This window comes from Nocardia nova, from assembly GCF_002933465.1.
Classification (GTDB): Bacteria; Actinomycetota; Actinomycetes; order Mycobacteriales; family Mycobacteriaceae; genus Nocardia; species Nocardia nova_B.
Genome location: NZ_PSZE01000012.1, coordinates 97637 through 115871, shown reverse-complemented (window position 1 = coordinate 115871; position 18235 = coordinate 97637). Strand labels below are relative to the sequence as shown.

Annotated in this window: 19 protein-coding genes; 12 read left to right on the top strand and 7 right to left on the bottom strand. The window is 68.5% G+C overall.

All coding sequences use genetic code 11. The features are described 5' to 3' along the window. The first annotated feature begins 25 nt into the window (after window positions 1-25). The 4 genes from mftD (at window position 26) to C5E41_RS16810 (ending at window position 3706) form a co-directional block, all read left to right on the top strand. A complete protein-coding gene (mftD, locus tag C5E41_RS16830) occupies window positions 26-1198 on the top strand; it encodes a pre-mycofactocin synthase MftD (RefSeq protein WP_104376769.1) in 1173 nt (390 codons plus the stop codon). Beyond that, window positions 1198-1983 carry a mycofactocin-coupled SDR family oxidoreductase gene (locus C5E41_RS16825; RefSeq protein WP_104376768.1) on the top strand — a complete coding sequence of 262 codons (786 nt, stop codon included), beginning with the start codon at window positions 1198-1200 and terminating at the stop codon, window positions 1981-1983. Before mftD ends, C5E41_RS16825 begins: the two co-directional genes overlap by 1 nt. 422 nt (window positions 1984-2405) lie before the next feature. Next, complete coding sequence (locus C5E41_RS16815; protein WP_104376766.1) at window positions 2406-2609, top strand: hypothetical protein; 204 nt, start codon at window positions 2406-2408, stop codon at window positions 2607-2609. Window positions 2610-2746: 137 nt separating this feature from the next. Further along, a complete protein-coding gene (locus C5E41_RS16810) occupies window positions 2747-3706 on the top strand; it encodes a DUF5996 family protein (protein WP_104376765.1) in 960 nt (319 codons plus the stop codon). A 186-nt stretch (window positions 3707-3892) separates the two neighbouring features. Here the strand turns inward: C5E41_RS16810 and C5E41_RS16805 are convergent, their stop codons facing one another. The 4 genes from C5E41_RS16805 to C5E41_RS35120 all read right to left on the bottom strand — a co-directional run bounded on the left by C5E41_RS16805 (window position 3893) and on the right by C5E41_RS35120 (window position 7041). Continuing rightward, complete coding sequence (locus C5E41_RS16805; RefSeq protein ID WP_104376764.1) at window positions 3893-4948, bottom strand: DUF4185 domain-containing protein; 1056 nt, start codon at window positions 4946-4948, stop codon at window positions 3893-3895. 7 nt (window positions 4949-4955) lie between these two features. Then, complete coding sequence (locus C5E41_RS16800; RefSeq protein ID WP_104376763.1) at window positions 4956-5291, bottom strand: hypothetical protein; 336 nt, start codon at window positions 5289-5291, stop codon at window positions 4956-4958. 21 nt (window positions 5292-5312) lie between these two features. After that, entirely contained in the window at window positions 5313-6263 is a 951-nt protein-coding gene (locus tag C5E41_RS16795; RefSeq protein ID WP_439956440.1) for a hypothetical protein, read from the bottom strand. 157 nt (window positions 6264-6420) lie between these two features. Beyond that, window positions 6421-7041: a DUF4232 domain-containing protein gene (locus tag C5E41_RS35120; RefSeq protein ID WP_104376762.1), complete on the bottom strand. Its 621-nt coding sequence runs from the start codon at window positions 7039-7041 to the stop codon at window positions 6421-6423. 47 nt (window positions 7042-7088) lie between these two features. On the opposite strand from C5E41_RS35120, the gene C5E41_RS16785 reads away from it, so the two are divergent. Continuing rightward, window positions 7089-7928, top strand: a complete 840-nt coding sequence (locus C5E41_RS16785; RefSeq protein ID WP_258081023.1) for a hypothetical protein — start codon at window positions 7089-7091, stop codon at window positions 7926-7928. A 396-nt stretch (window positions 7929-8324) separates the two neighbouring features. Here C5E41_RS16785 and C5E41_RS16780 read toward each other — a convergent pair whose 3' ends face one another. Beyond that, a complete protein-coding gene (locus C5E41_RS16780) occupies window positions 8325-9176 on the bottom strand; it encodes a SigB/SigF/SigG family RNA polymerase sigma factor (protein ID WP_104376829.1) in 852 nt (283 codons plus the stop codon). Between the two features lie 134 nt (window positions 9177-9310). Between C5E41_RS16780 and C5E41_RS16775 the strand changes: the two genes are divergently transcribed. Beyond that, the gene (locus C5E41_RS16775; protein ID WP_439956439.1) at window positions 9311-10288 is read left to right on the top strand and encodes an adenylate/guanylate cyclase domain-containing protein; all 978 of its coding nucleotides are present in this window, start codon (window positions 9311-9313) and stop codon (window positions 10286-10288) included. An 18-nt stretch (window positions 10289-10306) separates the two neighbouring features. Here the strand turns inward: C5E41_RS16775 and C5E41_RS16770 are convergent, their stop codons facing one another. Together C5E41_RS16770 and C5E41_RS16765 are read right to left on the bottom strand one after the other, a co-directional pair. Continuing rightward, the gene (locus C5E41_RS16770; RefSeq protein WP_104376760.1) at window positions 10307-11116 is read right to left on the bottom strand and encodes an alpha/beta hydrolase; all 810 of its coding nucleotides are present in this window, start codon (window positions 11114-11116) and stop codon (window positions 10307-10309) included. Window positions 11117-11239: 123 nt separating this feature from the next. Continuing rightward, window positions 11240-11986 (bottom strand): IclR family transcriptional regulator, encoded by a 747-nt coding sequence (locus C5E41_RS16765; protein WP_104376759.1) that lies wholly within the window; start codon window positions 11984-11986, stop codon window positions 11240-11242. 280 nt (window positions 11987-12266) lie between these two features. Here C5E41_RS16765 and C5E41_RS16760 point away from each other — a divergent pair, with 280 nt between their 5' ends. From C5E41_RS16760 to C5E41_RS16735, 6 genes are read left to right on the top strand one after another with little or no spacing between them, the layout of a single operon-like run. After that, window positions 12267-13310 carry an NrtA/SsuA/CpmA family ABC transporter substrate-binding protein gene (locus tag C5E41_RS16760; protein WP_104376758.1) on the top strand — a complete coding sequence of 348 codons (1044 nt, stop codon included), beginning with the start codon at window positions 12267-12269 and terminating at the stop codon, window positions 13308-13310. A gap of 1 nt (window position 13311) precedes the next feature. Further along, the gene (locus tag C5E41_RS16755) at window positions 13312-14151 is read left to right on the top strand and encodes an ABC transporter permease (RefSeq protein WP_104376757.1); all 840 of its coding nucleotides are present in this window, start codon (window positions 13312-13314) and stop codon (window positions 14149-14151) included. Then, window positions 14148-14900: an ABC transporter ATP-binding protein gene (locus C5E41_RS16750; RefSeq protein WP_104376828.1), complete on the top strand. Its 753-nt coding sequence runs from the start codon at window positions 14148-14150 to the stop codon at window positions 14898-14900. Before C5E41_RS16755 ends, C5E41_RS16750 begins: the two co-directional genes overlap by 4 nt. A 16-nt stretch (window positions 14901-14916) precedes the next feature. Next, window positions 14917-15942 (top strand): ABC transporter substrate-binding protein, encoded by a 1026-nt coding sequence (locus C5E41_RS16745; protein ID WP_104376756.1) that lies wholly within the window; start codon window positions 14917-14919, stop codon window positions 15940-15942. Further along, window positions 15939-17069, top strand: coding sequence for an LLM class flavin-dependent oxidoreductase (locus C5E41_RS16740; protein ID WP_104376755.1), 1131 nt, complete (start codon window positions 15939-15941; stop codon window positions 17067-17069). The genes C5E41_RS16745 and C5E41_RS16740 overlap by 4 nt, the downstream gene beginning before the upstream one ends. Beyond that, entirely contained in the window at window positions 17066-18235 is a 1170-nt protein-coding gene (locus C5E41_RS16735) for an LLM class flavin-dependent oxidoreductase (RefSeq protein ID WP_104376754.1), read from the top strand. Before C5E41_RS16740 ends, C5E41_RS16735 begins: the two co-directional genes overlap by 4 nt.

Below are 18235 nucleotides of genomic sequence, written 5' to 3'. Positions count from 1 at the left end.
CTTCACTTTCAGCACAAGGATTCTCATGGCAAGCACCCGTGACTGGTTCGAATCGGTCGCCGAGGCCCAGCGCCGCGCGAAAAAGCGCGTCCCCAAAGCGGTGTATCTCGCACTGCTCGCGGGTTCCGAAGCCGGCGCCACCCTCGACGACAACGCCGCCGCCTTCACCGAACTCGGCCTGCGCCCCCACATCGCCGACCTGCCCGCCACCCGCGACCTGAGCACCACTGTCCTCGGACAAGACATCTCGATGCCGGTCATCTGCTCCCCCACCGGCGTCCAAGCGGTCGACCCCGCCGGAGAAGTCGGCGTCGCACGCGGCGCCGCCATGTCGGGCACCGCGCTCGGACTGTCGTCGTTCGGCTCCAAACCGATCGAAGAAGTCATCGCCGCCAACGACAAAACCTTCTTCCAAATCTATTGGCTCGGCACCAAAGACGACATGGCCGCCCGCCTCGACCGCGCCCGCGAGGCCGGCGCCAAGGGCGTCATCGTCACCCTCGACTGGGTCTTCGCCACCGCCCGCGACTGGGGCAGCCCCCCACTGCCCGAAAAGATCGACCTGAAGACCGCGGTGCGTTTCGCACCCCAGGTCGTCACCAAACCCGGCTGGTTGCTGCGCTTCGCCCGCTCCGGGAAACTCCCCGACCTCACCACCCCCAACCTTGTCCCCCGCGGGCAGCAAGGCCCGACCTTCTTCGGCGCCTACGGCCAATGGATGGGCACCCCACCGGTCACCTGGGACGACCTCGCCTGGCTACGCCAGCAGTGGGACGGCCCCTTACTCATCAAAGGCATCGGCCGCCCCGACGACGCCAAACGCGCCGTCGACATCGGCGCCACCGCCATCTCCGTGTCCAACCACGGCGGCAACAACCTCGACACCACCCCCGCCGCCATCCGCATGCTGCCCAGCGTGGTCCAGGCCGTCGGCGGCCAAGTCGAGATCCTGCTCGACGGCGGCATCCGCCGCGGCAGCGACGTCGTCAAAGCCCTCGCCCTCGGCGCCAACGCCGTCATGATCGGACGCCCCTACCTATGGGGCATGGCCGCCGCCGGCGACCGAGGCGTCCACAACGTCCTCGAAGTCATCCGCCAAGGCATCGACTCCGCCCTCTACGGACTCGGCCACTCCACCATCCACGACCTCACCCCCAACGACCTCATCATCCCCGACGGCTTCACCCGAGGCATGTAATGACCCCCGCCCCGGTCGCCATCGTCACCGGCGCCGCCCGGGGCATCGGCGCCGCCACGGCGCACCGGCTCGCCACTGCGGGCTGGCGCGTCGTGGCCGTCGACATCTGCCACGACGATCCCGCTCTCGGCTACCCACTCGGCACCCGCGATCAGCTCGCGGCGGTGGCGGCCGCGCACGCGGGGATCGTCGACGTCGAAGCAGATGTGCGCGACGTCGAAAGCCTCAGCGACGCAGTGGAAGTCGCGCTGCAGAGCTTCGGCCGACTCGACGCGGCCGTCGCCGCCGCGGCCGTCATGACCGGCGGCCGGCCGTTGTGGGAAACCACCCACTCCGACTGGGAGCCCATGTTCGACATCGGCGTCCACGGCATCGCCAACCTCGCGAGGGTCGCCATCCCCGCCATGCTCGCACGCCCCGAACCCCGCACCGGCCGCTTCATCGCCGTCGCTTCCGCCGCCGCCCATCACGGCATGTGGCACCTCTCCGGCTACAACGCGGCCAAACACGCCGTCGTCGGGCTGATCAAGGGACTCGCCCACGACCTGCGCGGCACCGGCATCACCGCCACCGCCGTCTCACCCGGCTCCACCCGCACCGCCCTGCTCACCGAAACCGCCCGCCTCTACCACCTCGACACCGTCGAGGAATTCGCCGCCCACCAACTCCTCGACCGCATCCTCGAACCGGACGAGGTCGCCGCCACCATCGCATGGCTGTGCACCCCCGAATCCGCCGCCGTCACCGGAAGTGTGGTGCACGCCGACGGCGGATTCCTGGCCTGACGGCGACGAGGCGCGATCGAGCTGGTGTCACAACTGCGCTGAGCCGTCAAATCCAGCGCCTCGAGCAACATCTGGGGGCGCCTGTTCGACCGCACGCCCCAGGGCAGCCGACTCACCGAAGCGGGCCGGGCCTTTCTTCCGCGGGCTCAGGCGCTGCTGAAAGCCGCTCATCACAGTGAGCTCGCTGCCCGCGACGCCGCCAGCCCGCGCGAACTCACCATCGGGTACGTCGAGGACCTGATCATCACACCCGCCGTGCGCCGACTGCGGCGCCGGCACCCCACGGCTCGCATCCGCACTCGCCACCTGCAGTGGAACGACGCCCATGCCCGCCCCGACCGGCGGGTGGACGCTCTGGTCGCCCAAGCGCCTCTGCCCTTCGCCGCCGACGGCCTGCGGCTCGCCGAGAGGAGCGGGCGGTCTTGATTCTGGCCGTCGGCGACCGGCGGCCCGAGTTGCGCCCCGACCTGACGACCGTGCCCATCGAAGGTGTCGACCCGGTCCGCGTGGTCCCGGCAACCCGCGTGACCGATACCAACCCCCTGATCGCCGATTTCCTGAACGCGTGGCCGTCCGACGCAGTCGCTCACTCGATGCCGAGAAACGGCGACCGCCATAGCCCCTGAACCACACGGTCGACGGCCGGCCCTACGTCGCGGTTGCGCTACCGTAGCCGGGACAACCGCTGTACCTCTCCCGGCCCGCTGAAACCGGAAAAGCTCGAGACCCCCGGGTCGAAGGTATCGACGAAGGGACCATCGATATGCCGGAAACAAATCCCAGCACATGGCCGCGGTTGCGGGTTGCGGAGTGGGCGCAGACGCGCGAGACCCTGCATATGTGGATGCAGATCGTGGGGAAGGTTCGGCTCGCGCATGCTCCGTTGTTGAATCACTGGTGGCAGGTGACTCTCGTCGTGAGTCCGCGGGGGTTGATGACGCCGGCGATTCCCTACGGTGATCGGCTGTTCGATATCGAATTCGACTTTCTCGCGGATCGGTTGGTGATCCGCGCCGACAGCGGCGATACGCGCAGTGTGGCGCTCGCGCCGAAAACCGTGGCACAGTTCTACGCCGAAACCATGCGGGCGCTCGACGAGCTGGGGTTGCCGACTCGGATTCAGGGACGGCCCAACGAGGTCGATCCGTCCATTCCGTTCGCCGAGGACACCCGGCACGCCTCTTACGATCCGGAGTCCGCGCGGGCGTTCTGGCGGCAGCTCGTGCACGCGAATCGCGGGCTCAACGAGTTCCGGTCGGGATATGTCGGCAAGTCCAGTCCGGTGCATTTCTTCTGGGGCGCAATGGATCTCGCCTATACGCGGTTTTCGGGGCGAACCGCGCCGGAACACGGCGGCGGTGCGCCGCACTGTGCTGATTGGGTCATGGTGGAGGGTTATTCCCACGAACTCAGCAGTTGCGGATTCTGGCCCGGCGGCGGCGAGGAAGGCGCGTTCTACGCCTACGCGTATCCCGAACCGGAGGGCTACCGCGAGCGGCAGCTGCAGGTGCCGGGAGCGGGTTACGACGCCGCGCTGGGGGAATTCGTTCTTCCGTACGAAACTGTGCGGACGGCGGATGACCCGAACGCCGTGGTGGCGGCCTTTCTGCGCGAAACGTACGCGGCGGCAGCCGAATTGGGGCGGTGGGATCGCACCGAGCTCGAAGGCGATCCGCATCGGTGGGCCGAGAAGAAGGCGGCGGCGCCCTGGTCGTCGCGCTGAGGGACGCGAACAGCGCAGCGGCCGGCTCGCACGGATGCGAGCCGGCCGCGGGGTCGACGCGCTACACCCGCGCGGCGAAGCGGAGCTTGCGTCAGATCTGCATCGCCGAACTCGATACCCCCGCGCCGACCAGCGCGCCGCGGCGAAGGCGATGCTCGCGGGTCGCCCTCCGCACTGCCCCGGCCGCTACGGTGTGATTCCGTCGAACTGCATCACCCAATACGGACTGTTCGTGGTGGTATTCCATTGGGAGACATAGAGAGTGATGTCGGTGGGTGAGCTCGACCGAGGGTGGATATAGCCACCGTAGAGTTGCGGGAAGGTGCGGACCCAGAACTGCCACCACGGTGCGGAGGCGACAATCTGCCGTTTCGGCGCCGTCCAGACGCGATCGACGGCCGGTGCGGTGCGGGTCGAGATGCAGGCGCCGACGACGTCGAAGTAGGACATGACCCACGTACCGGCGATGTTCTTCACACTCACCTCACCGATCGGTCCCATACCGCCGAACAGCGGCGTGGGCGTGGGATTGCCCCACCGCCACGCCGAACCGTCGTAGCCCCAGTATTCGTAATCGGCGCGGACAGCGATCTGCTGCCACGGCACCCGCATCAGGATCGGGCCGTTGCGATTGTGGCTGCGGCCCCACTCCTTCGAGACGATGTACAGATAGCCGTCGCCGTTGTTGTTCCCGATGCCGGCGAACGACTGCATCATGTACGGACTCCAGCCGTCGTAGCCGTCACTGCCGTCGTTGAGCCAGACGGCCGCGTTATCGGTCCAGGTCGCGCCGTCGTCGTCGGAGTAGGCCAGCCCACAGAACAACGCGCCGTAGCGATCGTCGGGGATGCTCCAGTCGTGAACACTGGTGTAGGTCAGCCACGTCCGCCCGTTCGGATCGACGAACGCGTCGTTGGGAATGCGGCTGACCTCCACCCCGTAGCCGTTGTCGGTGTTGTGGGCGTAGGTGAGGGCCTGGCGCGCCTGCGCGCCATCGGGTGTCGCGGAGAAGGTGGTGGTGGCGTCCGGGAGGTCCGAGCCGAACAGCAACACCGGCGAGCCGAGCCAGGTGCCGGACCCCTGACTGTCACCGGTGAACGTGTCACCGAAGACGAATCCCGACCCGCCCGGCGCGAAACGTTCTCGGTCGTACGGGATTCCGAGATCGGTGCCGCCTACACCGAATTGTCTCGCCGTACTTCCGGTGTACCCGGTGAGCGGAGTCCCCCAATGCGTCGCCATCGCCGGCTCATGCCGGGGCCGCGAGCACGAACCGGGTCCATGCCGCGGCCCGGTTGGCGTTCTCGGCACACACCTGCCCGGTGGTCAGATCGATGGCATAAACGCAGCCGTCGGGGACCCCGCCGTTGAAGGTGGCGAACCAGGCCGTCGGCCCGGCCTGTGGGGTGGCGCAGGTGGCCACGTCGGCGAAAGCCCCCTCCGGAAACGCGATCTCGGCGGCCGCGGCGGTGGTGAGGGCGGCGAGGGTGCCGCCCGCGGCGGCCGCTGTCGCCGCCGCCCGGACCTGAGGCACGCAGTCGATGATCACGAAGAAGCGGCCGTTCGTACTGGCGATTGTCGGCATGCGAATACTCCGTCGGGGGCTTTACGGGTTGGGCGGCTGGAAGCCGGGGATATCGAGTTTCTGCCCGATGGCCGCGATGGCGTCGACCAGGGACCAGCCGCCCAGCTGCGGCCAGCCGGTGCCCTGCAGTCCGCGCATCTGGATCCACTCGTCGCGGATGCGGCCGTCGGAGTCACGCGGCAGCGGCACCTGGGTGGGGCCCGGCGGCGCCGCGAAGCCCGGCAGGCCGAGGGTCTGCCCCACGCTGGCGACACCGTCGACGAGCGTATGGCCGGCCAGTTGCGGCCAGCCGTTGCCGCCGATCCCCATGAACTGAATCCACATGTCGGTCACCGGATCCGGTGCCACCGTGCCGACCCCGACCTGGTTGGCGAAATCCTCCGGTGAGAAGCCGTCGGCGGAGTTCATATCGCAATTGCCGAAGGGCGGAGCGCCCTCGGGCAGGCCGCCGCCGTAGCCCTGACCGTCGGTGTACTGGTGCGCGATCTGGCCGGGCAGATCGGGGTTGCTGCCGTAACCGGCGCCGATCATGTTGAGGCCGTCCGGGCGCACCGGCCACATGTTGTCGAAGTCGGGCCGGTTGGCGTAGCCGATGACCCGCCGGGTCGAGCCGAGCCAATCGGCCAGCCGCCAGTAGGCGCGGTTGATTCCGTCCGATTGATCCCCACCGGGGTTGCCGCCCGATTCCACATCGATCATCGCGATCATCTTCGGATGCGGGCCACCCGCCTGACCGACCATGCTCCGGTGGGTGTCGACGGTATCGAGCCAGTTCGGCCGCCAATAGAAGTAGACGATGAAGCAGGCGATGCGTCCGGAATCGGCGGCCCGGGCCGCCCAGGAATAGTTCGAATAGAAGTTGTGGTCCTGATAGGTCCCGTCGTTGGAACGGAACGAGAAGATCTGATACGGGTAAGAGTCGTCGACCGGCACTTGGAACTCGGACACGTCGGCGAAAAGGGAATCGACCATATTCCCCTCCAAGAGTCGACCGGTCCTCGGCAGGACCGGGTTTCGAGTGGGTGGCTATCTCATTGTCCGAGGCTACGCCTGTCCCGTCATCGATAGTGCGGTTCTCGTGACCGCGTCGTAATCGACGGTCCCCCAACGAAACCCGTCGATGATCGAATTACCGCCCCTCGGCGCCCGGTACGAGGGCTCGCACCCGCAGCTGATGCGTAGTCATTTGTCCGTTACCGCACGCCGTCGCCGCATGGTCGAGATACAGCGATGCGGTGTTGTCGGGCGGGTAGATTCGCAGCCCCGGCACGTCGACGGGTCCGCACTGCTCGGCCGGAATGTTGTGCACGTCGACCGCGAACACCAGCGCCGACGCCTGGCCGCCGGCCGCCAGCGAGACCGGGCCGGACGCGGTTCCCTCGCGGGCGGCCGGAGTGCCGACGGGTGCACTATCGGGGCCGGTGGCGTAGGAGACGCCGGGGAAACCTTCGAGGACACACGGGCCGGACCCGTTGTTGGTGAACACGATCGGAAACGCGACAGTTCCGGCAGCGGCGTTCGCGGGTCCCAACGCGGCCGCGAGATCCGATGTCCGGCATTGTGCCGCAACGGCATTCGCAGCACGGGTGGACGGGGTACCATCGTCGGAAGGTACCGAACCCACGTGTAAGGCCGGGGCCGTGCTCGTATTCGGAGTGTCCGGCGCCGACTGGTCCGACCCGCAGCCGGTAACGACCACAGCCACAGCCGCGGTCACAGCCACAGCCACGGTGAGCGACCACCACGCCATCCGCCTTCTTTTCACAACACCCGACCGTACTCGGTTCGGGACCTACCGTGGAAGATCCGTCGAAGTTCGTCGCGGGCAAGGAGAACCCGATGATCGACATCATCACGTTGCGAGGAACCGGAGAGCCCCGGAACGCGGACGGCAGCCCCGCGGGCATGCTGGCCGCGGTCACCGATCTGCTCTCGACAGACAGCTTCAGCTTCTTCGAACCCGACTGGCCCGCCTCCGTCGGGCCGGATCCGAATCTGTGGGGGCCGTCGCTGGACACCTCGGTCCGGCTGGGTATCGCCGCGGGTGTCGAGGCGATTGCGCAGTCGCCGAATGTCTGTGCGCTGCTGAGCTATTCGCTCGGCGGCATCTGCGCGAGCCGGATCCTCGAGGGGGTGGCCTCGGGTGAGTACACCAACACCGACGGCAGCCCGCTCGAGATCGCCTTCGCCGTGTTCATCGCCAACCCCCTGCGCAAGGCCGGCGATTCGGTGAACAACCTGTGCCCGCCCACGACGTACGGCCTGCACGGACAGCACGGCACCTGGCCCGCTGCGGTCGCCACCCGGGAGTACGCGAACCCGGGCGACATCATCACCGCGTCTCCGGCCGACTCGCCGCTTCATATCATCGACGTGGGCATCGCGCCGTTCTCGTTCGTCGAGGGCGCGCGCTTCGGCAACGCGAGCTATCTCATCTTCGCGCAGCTGCTGGAATTCCTGATGTCGAATCCGGTGGCCAACCTGCAACGCTTCGCCACGACAGTCAACGGCGTGATCGGCTATCTCACCCCGTATCCCGACGGCCAGCACGTGTTGTACCCGGCGCACACCATGCCTGGCACCGACGTGACGTGGACGACCGCGGCGGCGAACTACATCACGGAGAACTTCGCCTAGCGCCGTGCGTCCCGCCGATGCACGGCTTTCGCCCGGCCGTGGCATCGGCGGGGCCGCTGGGCATCCACTCACGCCAGCGGAGTGGCGAGCTTCGGCGTGCAAGGTCAGATAATCCGGGACCGCGTGCACCGGGCCGATGATCGCGGTGACGATGCGGAACAGGGTGTGACCGGCGTGGCGGCGCATCACCTCGTCGATGCGCAGCAACAGTCCGGGAGCGCCGACAGCGCACGGGGCGGTGGTGACCGCTGGAGTCTCAGCCATCGATCGGCCCGACCTCTCTCGCCGAGAAAACGAACCGGCCCTGCGGTCTAGAGCCGGCACACCCTACCGATCATGGCCGTAGCTCCGGGCATTCGAGTACGGAACCGGCAAATTGGAAGCCGGCGCGCCGGTTTACGCCACCGCGCTCAGGTGCCGGGGTCGCGTGGGTTCGGCGAGCGCCTGGTCGCGCAGACCGCTGAGAACCCGGCCGAGGATCCGCGAGACCTGCATCTGCGAGATACCGTGCAGCGCAGCGATCTCGGACTGGGTCTTGTTCTCGTAGAAGCGCTGGATCAAGATCGTGCGCTCCTGCTCGGGCAGGGCCTCGATCAGCGGTTTCACCGTGATGGCATCCTCGGTGAGCTCGTAGCGCGGTTCGTCGACCGCCAGCCGGGCACCCAGCGGCGTGGGGCTGCCGCTCGCGGCGGACTGGGTTTCGTCGAGCGAGTCGCACAGATAGCTGTTCGCCGCGACGGTGGCCTGCACGATCTCCTCGACCGGGACGTCGAGGGCGCGGGCGAGTTCATGGCTGCTGGGCTCGCGACCGAGTTGCTGCGACAGCACCAGGCTGTGCTGGGAGATGCGGGCGCGCAGTTCCTTCATCCGGCGCGGCACCTTCACCGCCCACCCGCTGTCGCGGAAATAACGCCGCACCTCCCCCATGATCGTCGGCACGGCAAAGCCCAGGAACGGTGCGCCCCGGGAAACGTCGTAACGGTCCACCGACAGCACCAGCGCGAGATTGGCGACCTGTCGCAGATCCTCCCGCGACTGGCCGCGGCCCTCGTACCGGCGGGCGATATGCGCGGCCAGCGGCATGCAGTCGGCGATGATCTGCTCCCGCAGCCGAGCCCGGCGCGGATCGGCGGCGTCGAGTTCGGCCAGCGCACGGAAGGAATCTTCGATTCCGTCATAGGAATTGCGGCCACCGTCGTCGCGAGCGGTCGCGCAACGGGGCGAGGCAGCAGTGGTGTCGGTGCTCATGATCGTCTCCGCAGCTTCCGTATGAACCATGCCGCCCTGGGTATCCGTGGCTCGGACGATCAAACAAGAGATTTCGGTCGAATCCGTCCGAACGACGGCGGCGCCATCCGTGCCGTATGTGCTGTACTTGCCGGGTGAGCGAGTCTGGTGAGCCGGCCGACGTGGTCGACGCGGTGGTCGAAAAAACTCTCCTCGGTGGTCCCCGCCGCTACACCCGCGCTCAGGTCGCCGAGCTTTCCGGGGTCTCGGTCGACAGCGCCCGCAAACTGTGGATCGCATTGGGCTTCCCGGCCGCGGCCAGCGACGACGAGGAGGCGTTCACCGACGCCGACGTCGCGGCGGTGCGCACCTTCTGCGCCTTGGGCCCGGCCTCGAATGTCAACGAGCAGAACCAGATTGCCGCGGCCCGTACCCTCGGCCAGTCGATGGCGCGGCTGGCCGAATGGCAGGCGGACCTGATCACCCGCGAACTCGGCGCCGGCACCGATGCCGAGGCCACCACCCACGCCATCGAGGTGCTCACCGACCTGCAGCAGTACGCCTGGCGGCGGCATCTGGCCGCGGCGCTGAGCCGGTCTCTCGAATCCGACGGCGCCGCACGGCAATTGCTCGTCGGCTTCGCCGATATGGCGGGCTACACCCGGCTGTCACGGCACCTCGACCCCGACGAGCTGACCGATCTGCTGGAAGCCTTCGAAACCGCGACCACCGAGGCGATCACCGCCCACGGCGGGTGGGTGATCAAGAACGTCGGCGACGAGGTGATGTTCGCCGTCGACGATCCGCACCGGGGCGCGCGCATCGCGCTGGCCCTGCACGTAGCGATCGACCGAGCGGCACAGAAGATTTCGGAGATGCCCCAGATCCGGGTGGGCCTGGCCTACGGCTCTGTGCTGACCCGCTTCGGTGATCTGTACGGCACGGTGGTCAACACCGCCGCCCGGCTGACCGGTGTCGCGCGTCCGGGCACGGTTCTCGTGGACGACGGCGCGGCCGCGGCCCTGGCCGGCGACACCGAGTTCTCCCTTCGTCACCTACGCAGCGTGCGCGTCAAAGGATTCTCCCGCCTGCGTTCCCATGTGCTCCGGGAGCGTCAGCGCAAACAGCGCTGACAAATTATGTCGCCGCGGCTATGTCGCCGCGGCCGCCGACGCGATCACATCGGCCACCACGCCCGGCTGGGAGACGAGCGCGACGTGCGACGCCTGCACCTCACTGGTGTGCGCGCCGATCCGGCCCGCCATCCACCGCTGCGCGGCGGGCGGGATCACGGTGTCGTTCGCCGAGACCAAGTACCAGCTGGGCGTGTTCGACCACGCGGGCGATCCGGACGGCTCGACATTCGCCGCCACCGCGAGAGATTTCTGGTGGGCAAGCATGGTAGCGGCCATGGCATCGCTGACATCGGGGGCGAATACCTGATGGAACGAGGCGTCGGCGATGTAGGCGTCGAGGTTGCGGCCGAGGGCGTTGCTCGAATCGTCGACGACCTTCATCTGCAATGCCGGCGGCAGTAGCTGGCTGCCGGGGAAACGGATCGGATCCAACGCCAGAGCCACCGGCTCGCCCTGCGCCGGCGCGAACGCCGCCACGAACACCAGCGCCTTCACGTTCGGATTGTGAATGTTCGTGATCACCGCGCCGCCATAGGAGTGGCCGACCAGGACGACCGGACCGGAGATCCCGGCGACGGTCTTCTCGACCGCCGCGGCGTCGTAGGCCGGTCCGCGCAGCGGATTCTCGGGCACCACCACCTGATACCCCCGCTCGCGCACATCGCCGGCGACGGCATCCCAACTGGTGGTGTCGGCGAACGCGCCGTGTACCAGCACGATCGTCGGCATGGTCTGAGCGTTCGCGGGTCCGATTGCGGCCACGACGAAACCGGCGATCAGCGCGTACACGATCGAAACGGCTTTCGCGAAACGGGTGATCCTCATGGCTGTCCCTTCATCGCTGCGCCGGCGGGCGCGCTCACACGTCCGGCAACCAATAGGCAAACGCGACCTCGCAGCGACGATAGCGCTCTCGGGGCGGGTCGGCAGCCGATCCGGAAGATCCGTTCACCCGGCCCGAAACCGCGTGGCGATGTCGGCCGCCGTCACCTTGGCCAGTTCGACGAGCAGGGGTAGCCGTTCCGGGATCATCAGCTCGGCGGGCCCGCGCAAACCGAGAGCGAAGCGGCAGTCGCCGTCGCCGGTGAGAATCGGCAGACCGATGGTCCGGAAGCCGGGGTCGAGCTCCTCGTCGTTGTAGGCATAACCGCGAGCGAGGGTGCGATCCAGTTCGGCGCGGAGTTCGGCCGGTGTGGAGACGGAACGGGCGGTGCCCTCGTCGTAGGTGAGCGTGGCGAGGAAATCGTCGGAGGTCGCCGACCAGGCGAGCAGCGCTTTGCCCAGGGCACTGGCGTGCAGCGGCAGCCGGACGCCCATGAGACGGTGCCCGTCGGTTTCCCGCCAGCGGCTGGTGCCGAGTAGGACGGCATGGATACTGTGCCGGATCGCGACCGAAGCACTGGCCCCGGTGGTCGCCGCCAGTTGTTCCAGACTGGGTTCAGCTAGGTAGATGCGGTGCTGCCGGTAGGCGATCTGACCGTATTCGGCCAGGGCGCCGCCCATCCGATAGCGACTGGAGACCTCGTCTTTCTCCAGGAAGCCGGCCTGCACCAGTGCGGCGAGCAGGCGATGGGCGGTGCTGACCGCGAGTCCCTGCTGCCGGGCGACTTCCGACACGCCGTGCTCGTCTCCGTCGCGGAAACAGTCGAGGACCGACAGCGCGCGGGTGACGGTCTGCACTCCGGAGGCTTCCACGACGGGGACCGTAACACAGGAATTCGGCCGTCATCGCCCGATCTATTCCATTATCCGGAAAGCTCTCCGGCGCGGAGTTCGGATCACGGTGCGCGAAAAGTTGCGCTGAACAACCTGATCGCCCAGTACAGAGGGCTCCGAGCCGAAATACACCCGAAGCGCCCCTCGCGTCAAGCCTTCCGATCCTCGGAAAGCATTACCTCGTATCGAGACCCGTGCGTCCCTACTGTGGCTGGAGATCAATCGACTTCGGTCCACGATTCGGAAGAGGTGCTCCACGATGTTCCGCACGCGCAGGCCACACGGTTGGCGACTCGCGCTCGCGCTCGCCCCCGTCGTCGCTCTGGTCGCGGCGTGTGGCTCCGGATCCGCGACCGAATCGGGCACCGGATCGCCGCTGGTGTTGAAGGTGGCCGATCCGGGCAACGCGGGCCCGCTCGCCGTGGCCAAACGGGACGGCACGTTCGACAAGGCCCTGGCTCCGCTGGGCGCCAAGGTCGAATGGGTCAACACGACACCGGGTTTCAGCTCCATGCTCAAGCTGTTCAACACCAGGCAACTCGACGTCTCCGGAGCCGCGTTCAGCCCGGTGGTGGGCGCGTTGTCGAAGGATGTGGCGGTCCGCATCGTGGCGGTGCAGGATCCGGCCGGGAAGGATCAGAGCGGCATCATCGCCACCAAGGAATCGGGTATCCACTCGGTGGCCGGCCTGGCCGGCAAACGCGTCGCGGTGAATCCGGCCGGTAAGGGCGAGTACATCCTGCTCAAGGCCCTGGCCCAGGCCGGCGTCCCGGCCGACCAGGTGACGCGAGTTCCGTTGCAGCAGAAGGATGCCGCCTCGGCCTTCGCCACCGGCAAGGTCGACGCCTGGGCGTCGTTCCTGGTGCCCTATCAGGAGGCAAAGGCCAACGGCGGCGTGGAGATCGCGACCGAGCAGAGCATCGGCTCCAAGGACAACACCGTGGTGGTCTTCCGCACCGAGATCCTCGACAAGCGCCCGGAGATCGCCGCCAAGTACCTGGAGGTGCTGCAGGGGCTGACCGTTGCGCAGCACGACAATCCGTCCGCATTCGAGAACGTCTTCGAGCAGACCGGCCCGCGCGCGCTGACCGGCGCCCGGCTCGCCGATGCGATACGGGTGGACAGCGAGGCCACCGTTCCGCGGCTACCACTGGATTCCGATGCCGCCGACCTCGCCGACGTGGTCGATCTGTTCGCCGGCAACGGCGTGATCAGCCGGAAGATCACCGCCGCCGACATCTTCTACGACCTGAAGGCCAAGCTCACCCCCGACCAGCTGGCCGCGCTGAAGACGGGCCGCTGATATGACCGCCGTCATCGCTTCCCCCGCATCGGCGGGCCGGCTCGGCCCGCCGCGCAGCCGGATCGAGAAACGCAGGCCCGCATGGCTTTCGCTGCCCCTGCGCTTGCTGCTGCCGGTACTGATCTTCGCCGGCTGGTGGATCGGGTCGGCGACCGGCGCGCTGTCGCCCGAGGTGCTGGCCGGCCCGCCGAAGGTCTGGTCGGCGTTCACCGAACTCGTGAACAACGGACAGCTGGTCGATTTCGCGCTCGCCTCCTTCGTCCGCGCCGGGCTCGGGGTGCTGCTCGGGGTCTCGGCCGGATTGCTGCTCGGCTTGGCGGCCGGATTGACCAGCCTCGGTGAGGAATTGGTCGATTCGACGATGCAGATCGTGCGTGCCGTCCCCTTCCTCGCGCTGGTGCCCTTGTTCATCGCCTGGTTCGGCATCGACGAGGTGTACAAGGTACTGCTCATCGCGGTCGCCATCGTCGCGCCCATGTACGCCTACACCTATCTCGGCGTGCGCAATGTGGACCGCAAGGTGGTGGAGGCTGCCCGCGGCTTCGGGCTGACCGGCCCGCGCCTGGTGCTCGAGGTGATCCTGCCGTCGGCGCTGCCCGGCATCCTGATGGCGCTGCGGGTCTGCCTGTCCATCAGCATCACCGGCCTGATCGCGGCCGAACAGGTCGGCACCAGCAAGGGCGTCGGATATCTGGTCACCCTCGCGCAGGAGTACAACCGCACCGACTACATGGTGCTGTGCGTCGTGCTCTACGCGGTCCTGGGCTTGCTGTTCGACGGCGTGGTGCGGCTGATCGAACGCTTCGCGATGCCGTGGCGCGGGCAGGTGGCGATCCGATGACCGCGGTGGACCAACCGCGCACCGCCGCACCTTTGGCCGTGCACATCGCCGGACTGCGAAAGGCCTTCGGTGACACGGTCGTTCTCGACGGGGTGGATCTGAGCATCCGCCGCGGTGAGTTCGTCGTGCTGCTCGGCCCCAGCGGCACCGGTAAGACGACGCTGCTGCGGTTGCTCACCGGCCTCGAGGTTCCGGATGCGGGCGATGTGCTGGTACCCGCCGTCCGCACCACCGTCTACCAGGAGCCTCGGCTCATCCCGTCCAAACGGGTCCTGGCGAATGTGGTTGTCGGACAACGCCGTTCCAAGCAAGTCCGGGCAGCGGGCCTGCGTGCCCTGGCCGAGGTCGGACTCGACGGGAAGGCGCGGCAGTGGCCGAGCACCCTGTCCGGCGGCGAAGCCCAGCGGGCCGCACTCGCCCGCGCATTGGTTCGGGAGCCCGAACTACTGCTGCTGGACGAACCGTTCGCCGCGCTCGATGCCCTGACCCGGTTGCAGATGCAGGACCTCGTCGGCGACCTGGTGCAGCGGCACCGCCCGGCGGTGCTCATGGTCACCCACGACGTGGACGAGGCGGTTCGGCTGGCCGACCGGATCCTGGTCCTGAACCAGGGCCGCTTCGCCGTCGACATCGACATCGACCTGCCCCGGCCGCGCGACCGGACCGATCCCGCCGCCCTGCGTTACCAGGCGGCTCTGCTCGCCGAACTCGGCGTCGGCCACACCATCGGCAGCCACCGAATCCCCTGAACTCACGGAGCATTTCATGACCGACACCCTCTGGTACACCCGTTGCCCCGTCCCGACCGCCAGCGGTCTGGCGCACAGCCTGGGCTGGCTCGGGGAAACCGCACAGCGCAGCGGCCTCACCTTCGGCGTCCTGCAGGACGCCGGGCCCGAACTGGCCGGATTCCACTTCGACCACGGGCTGCCCGGCCTGGTACGCGAAGGCGGTAATGTCCCCGCGCTGGCGGCCCGCGCCGCGGGCTCGCCCACCCGGCTGATCGGCCTCACCTGGATCGACGAATCCCAGGCCATTCTGGTCGGCCCGGATTCGCCGGTCGGCACCCCTGCCGATCTGGCCGGGCTGCGCATCGGTATTCCGGCATGGGCACAGGATCAGGCCCGCAGCTTCCCGCGCGCCATGGCGCTGCACGGCTTCGCCAGCGCCCTGCGGCTGGGCGGTCTGACCCTCGCCGATGTCACCCTGGTCGAACTCGCCGTCGAACGGGATCCGCAGGTGCGCACCGATGTTCAGCAGCGGGCCCGCCGCGTCACCTGGGGGGCGGAGGAGTTGCTGCGCGGCGAGGTCGACGCCATCTACGTCAAGGGCGCACGCGCCCAGGAGGTCGCCGCCGAGCACGGCCTGCGGGTGGCAGTGGACCTCGATGCCACCGACACCAGGCGGCTGCGCGTCAACAACGGCACCCCGCGCCCCATCACCGTGCATCAGCAACTGCTCGACACCCGGCCCGAGGTGGTGATCGACTTCCTCGCGCAGAGTCTGCGCGCCGCCGACTGGGCCGCGCACAATCTCGACGGCGTCCGCGCGGTGCTGCAACGCGAAACCCTGTCCGGCCCCGAAGGTGTCGTGGCCGCCTACGGTGACGGCTTCCATCGCGGCCTGCACCCCGGTCTGGACGACGAGCGGCTCGAGCTGCTGGGCGTGCAGAAGCAGTTCCTCTACACCCACGGCTTCCTCGCCGCCGACTTCGACCTCGAATCGTGGGTCGCGCCGGAACCTCTGGCACGGGCACGGGAGCTGGTCGCGGCGGGACGGGCGGCGGCATGACCGAATACCTGTGGCGGCTGCCCAGCCGCGGTGACGGCCGCCGCGCGCGCCCGGAGCTGCGGCATCGCGGTGGTTTCGGCGATCCGGTGCCCACCCCCGCGGGCGGGCGCACGGGAGTTCGTGCGCCCGATCGCGAACCCACCGATGTGCGGCCCGGCCGATTCGGCCCCTTCGACGACCTGCACCAGGTGGTCGACGCCGCCGAACTGGCCGGACTCGACGGGGTGCTCGCACCCTACGATCCGCTCGGCGAGGAATCGTGGGTCGTGGCCGGCGGGGCCCTGCGCGCCACCCGGCACAGCCGGGTGATCGTCGAATTCCAGCCCGCCTTCGGTACTCCCGTCTACGCGGCGAAAGTGTCGGTCACCCTGCAGCGGCTGTCGGCGGGGCGACTGGGCTGGCGCCTGGCGGTCGACACCGACGACGCGGAGGCGCGCTCGCGGGGCGACCGGGTGTCCGGTGCCGACCGCTACCGTCGCGCCGCGGAATTCCTCACCGTCGCACGCGGTGTGTGGAACCGGGATCCGGTGCCGGCGGCCGGTTTCCGGGGCACCGGATTCGATTTCGCGGGCGACTACTACGACGTGATCGACGGCGGTTTCCGCGGCGTGCTGTCGGGTTTGCCCTTCCCGACCGTCTACCTGTCCGGCACCTCACCCGAGGCGCTGGACCTTTCGGCCCGTCACGGTGATGTGCACGTGTTCACCGAATCCCCCGACGGCCCGGGCGAACAGCTGGCCGCATTGCGCGCCCGCACCGGCGAGACCGGGCGTACCGTGCGCGCCGGACTCGAGCTCCCGATCATCGCGCGCGAGACCGAGGACGAAGCCTGGGCGCGCGCGGAACGGCAATGGCGTGAGGCGCGCCCGGACGGGTTGAGCGCCCGATCGCTGGCCCTGGGCGACGGCCGCTGGGCCGGATTCGACCTCCTCGGGTATCCGCAGGCCATCGGTCTGGTCGGTAGCTACGAGCAGGTAGCAAGGCAGCTGCAGGTCTATGCCGCAACGGGTTTCGACACCATCGTGCTGTCGGGACACCCGCACATCGAGGAGGTGCACCGCGCCGGCGAGCACCTGCTGTTCCTGGCCGATCCGGCCGGACGCACCCTGAAGGAGGTCGCACTGTGACGATCGACATCTACTGGCGCATCGGCATGGAAGGCGACCACGCCTCGCTGCGCACACCACGCCGCTACAACCGCGGCGACGCCGGCGGCTACGGTCCGGGCAATATCGCCCCGGCCGTCCGCGGCGGTGAACTCGACGGGTACAGCTATATCGATCACGTCGCCGCCGTCGCCCGGGCGAGCGAATCCGCCGGATTCCTGGGCGGACTGCTGCCCTCGTTTCCGGTCACCGAGGATCCGTGGGCCTTCGCCGCCGCCCTGGCCCGCGAGACCACCACCTACCGCTTCATGGTCGCCTTCCAGCCGGGCTTCCTGCACCCCGTGCAGGCCGCGCGCATGTCGGCCAGTCTGCAGCGCGCCACCGGCGGGCGGCTCGTCTACAACATCATCAGCGGTGGCGGCGGCCCGGCCCAATTGTGGTGGGGCGACAAGGTTTCCCACGACGACCGCTACGCCCGCACCAGCGAATTCCTGGATGTGCTGCGCGGTGTGTGGGACGGGCGGCCCTACTCCCACGACGGCCGGTTCTTCCGCACCGAGGCCGCCGCTCTGCCGCCGGGCCTGGCCGGGCAACCGTTCCCGGAAGTGTACTTCTCCGGGTCCTCCGGCGCCGCGGTGCAGGCCGCCGGACGCCACGCCGACTACTACCTGTCCTGGCTGGAGCCCTTCGGCGACCTGCGCGCCAAATTCGACGGCGTTCGCGCCCATGCCGAAAAGATCGGTCGCACACCGAAATTCGCGGTCCGAATCGACATCCTGGCCCGGCATACCGAAGAGGCGGCCTGGGACGAGATCCGCAAGGGCTGGGCCTTCGTCGACCGCGAGGCCGCCAACCGCGCCGCGCAGGGCGATTCGGTGGGAGCCGCGCGGATCAAAGGCTGGGTCCCCGAAACCATCACCGGCTACCGGGATCTGGAGGTGCAACCCAACGTCTGGTGCGGTTTCAGCCTCATCCGCGGCGGACCCGCCTTCGGCCTGGTCGGCAGCTACGAACAGGTCGCCCAGCGCCTCGACGAGCTGATCGACCTCGGTGTCGACGCCTTCATCCTCGCCGGCAACCCACATCTGGAAGAGGCCTACCGGGTCGGCGAGGAAGTGCTGCCGCTGCTCGGCCGATCTCGCCTGACCGCACCCGGCGCCGCTCCCGAACTGACGCATGCCCACTAG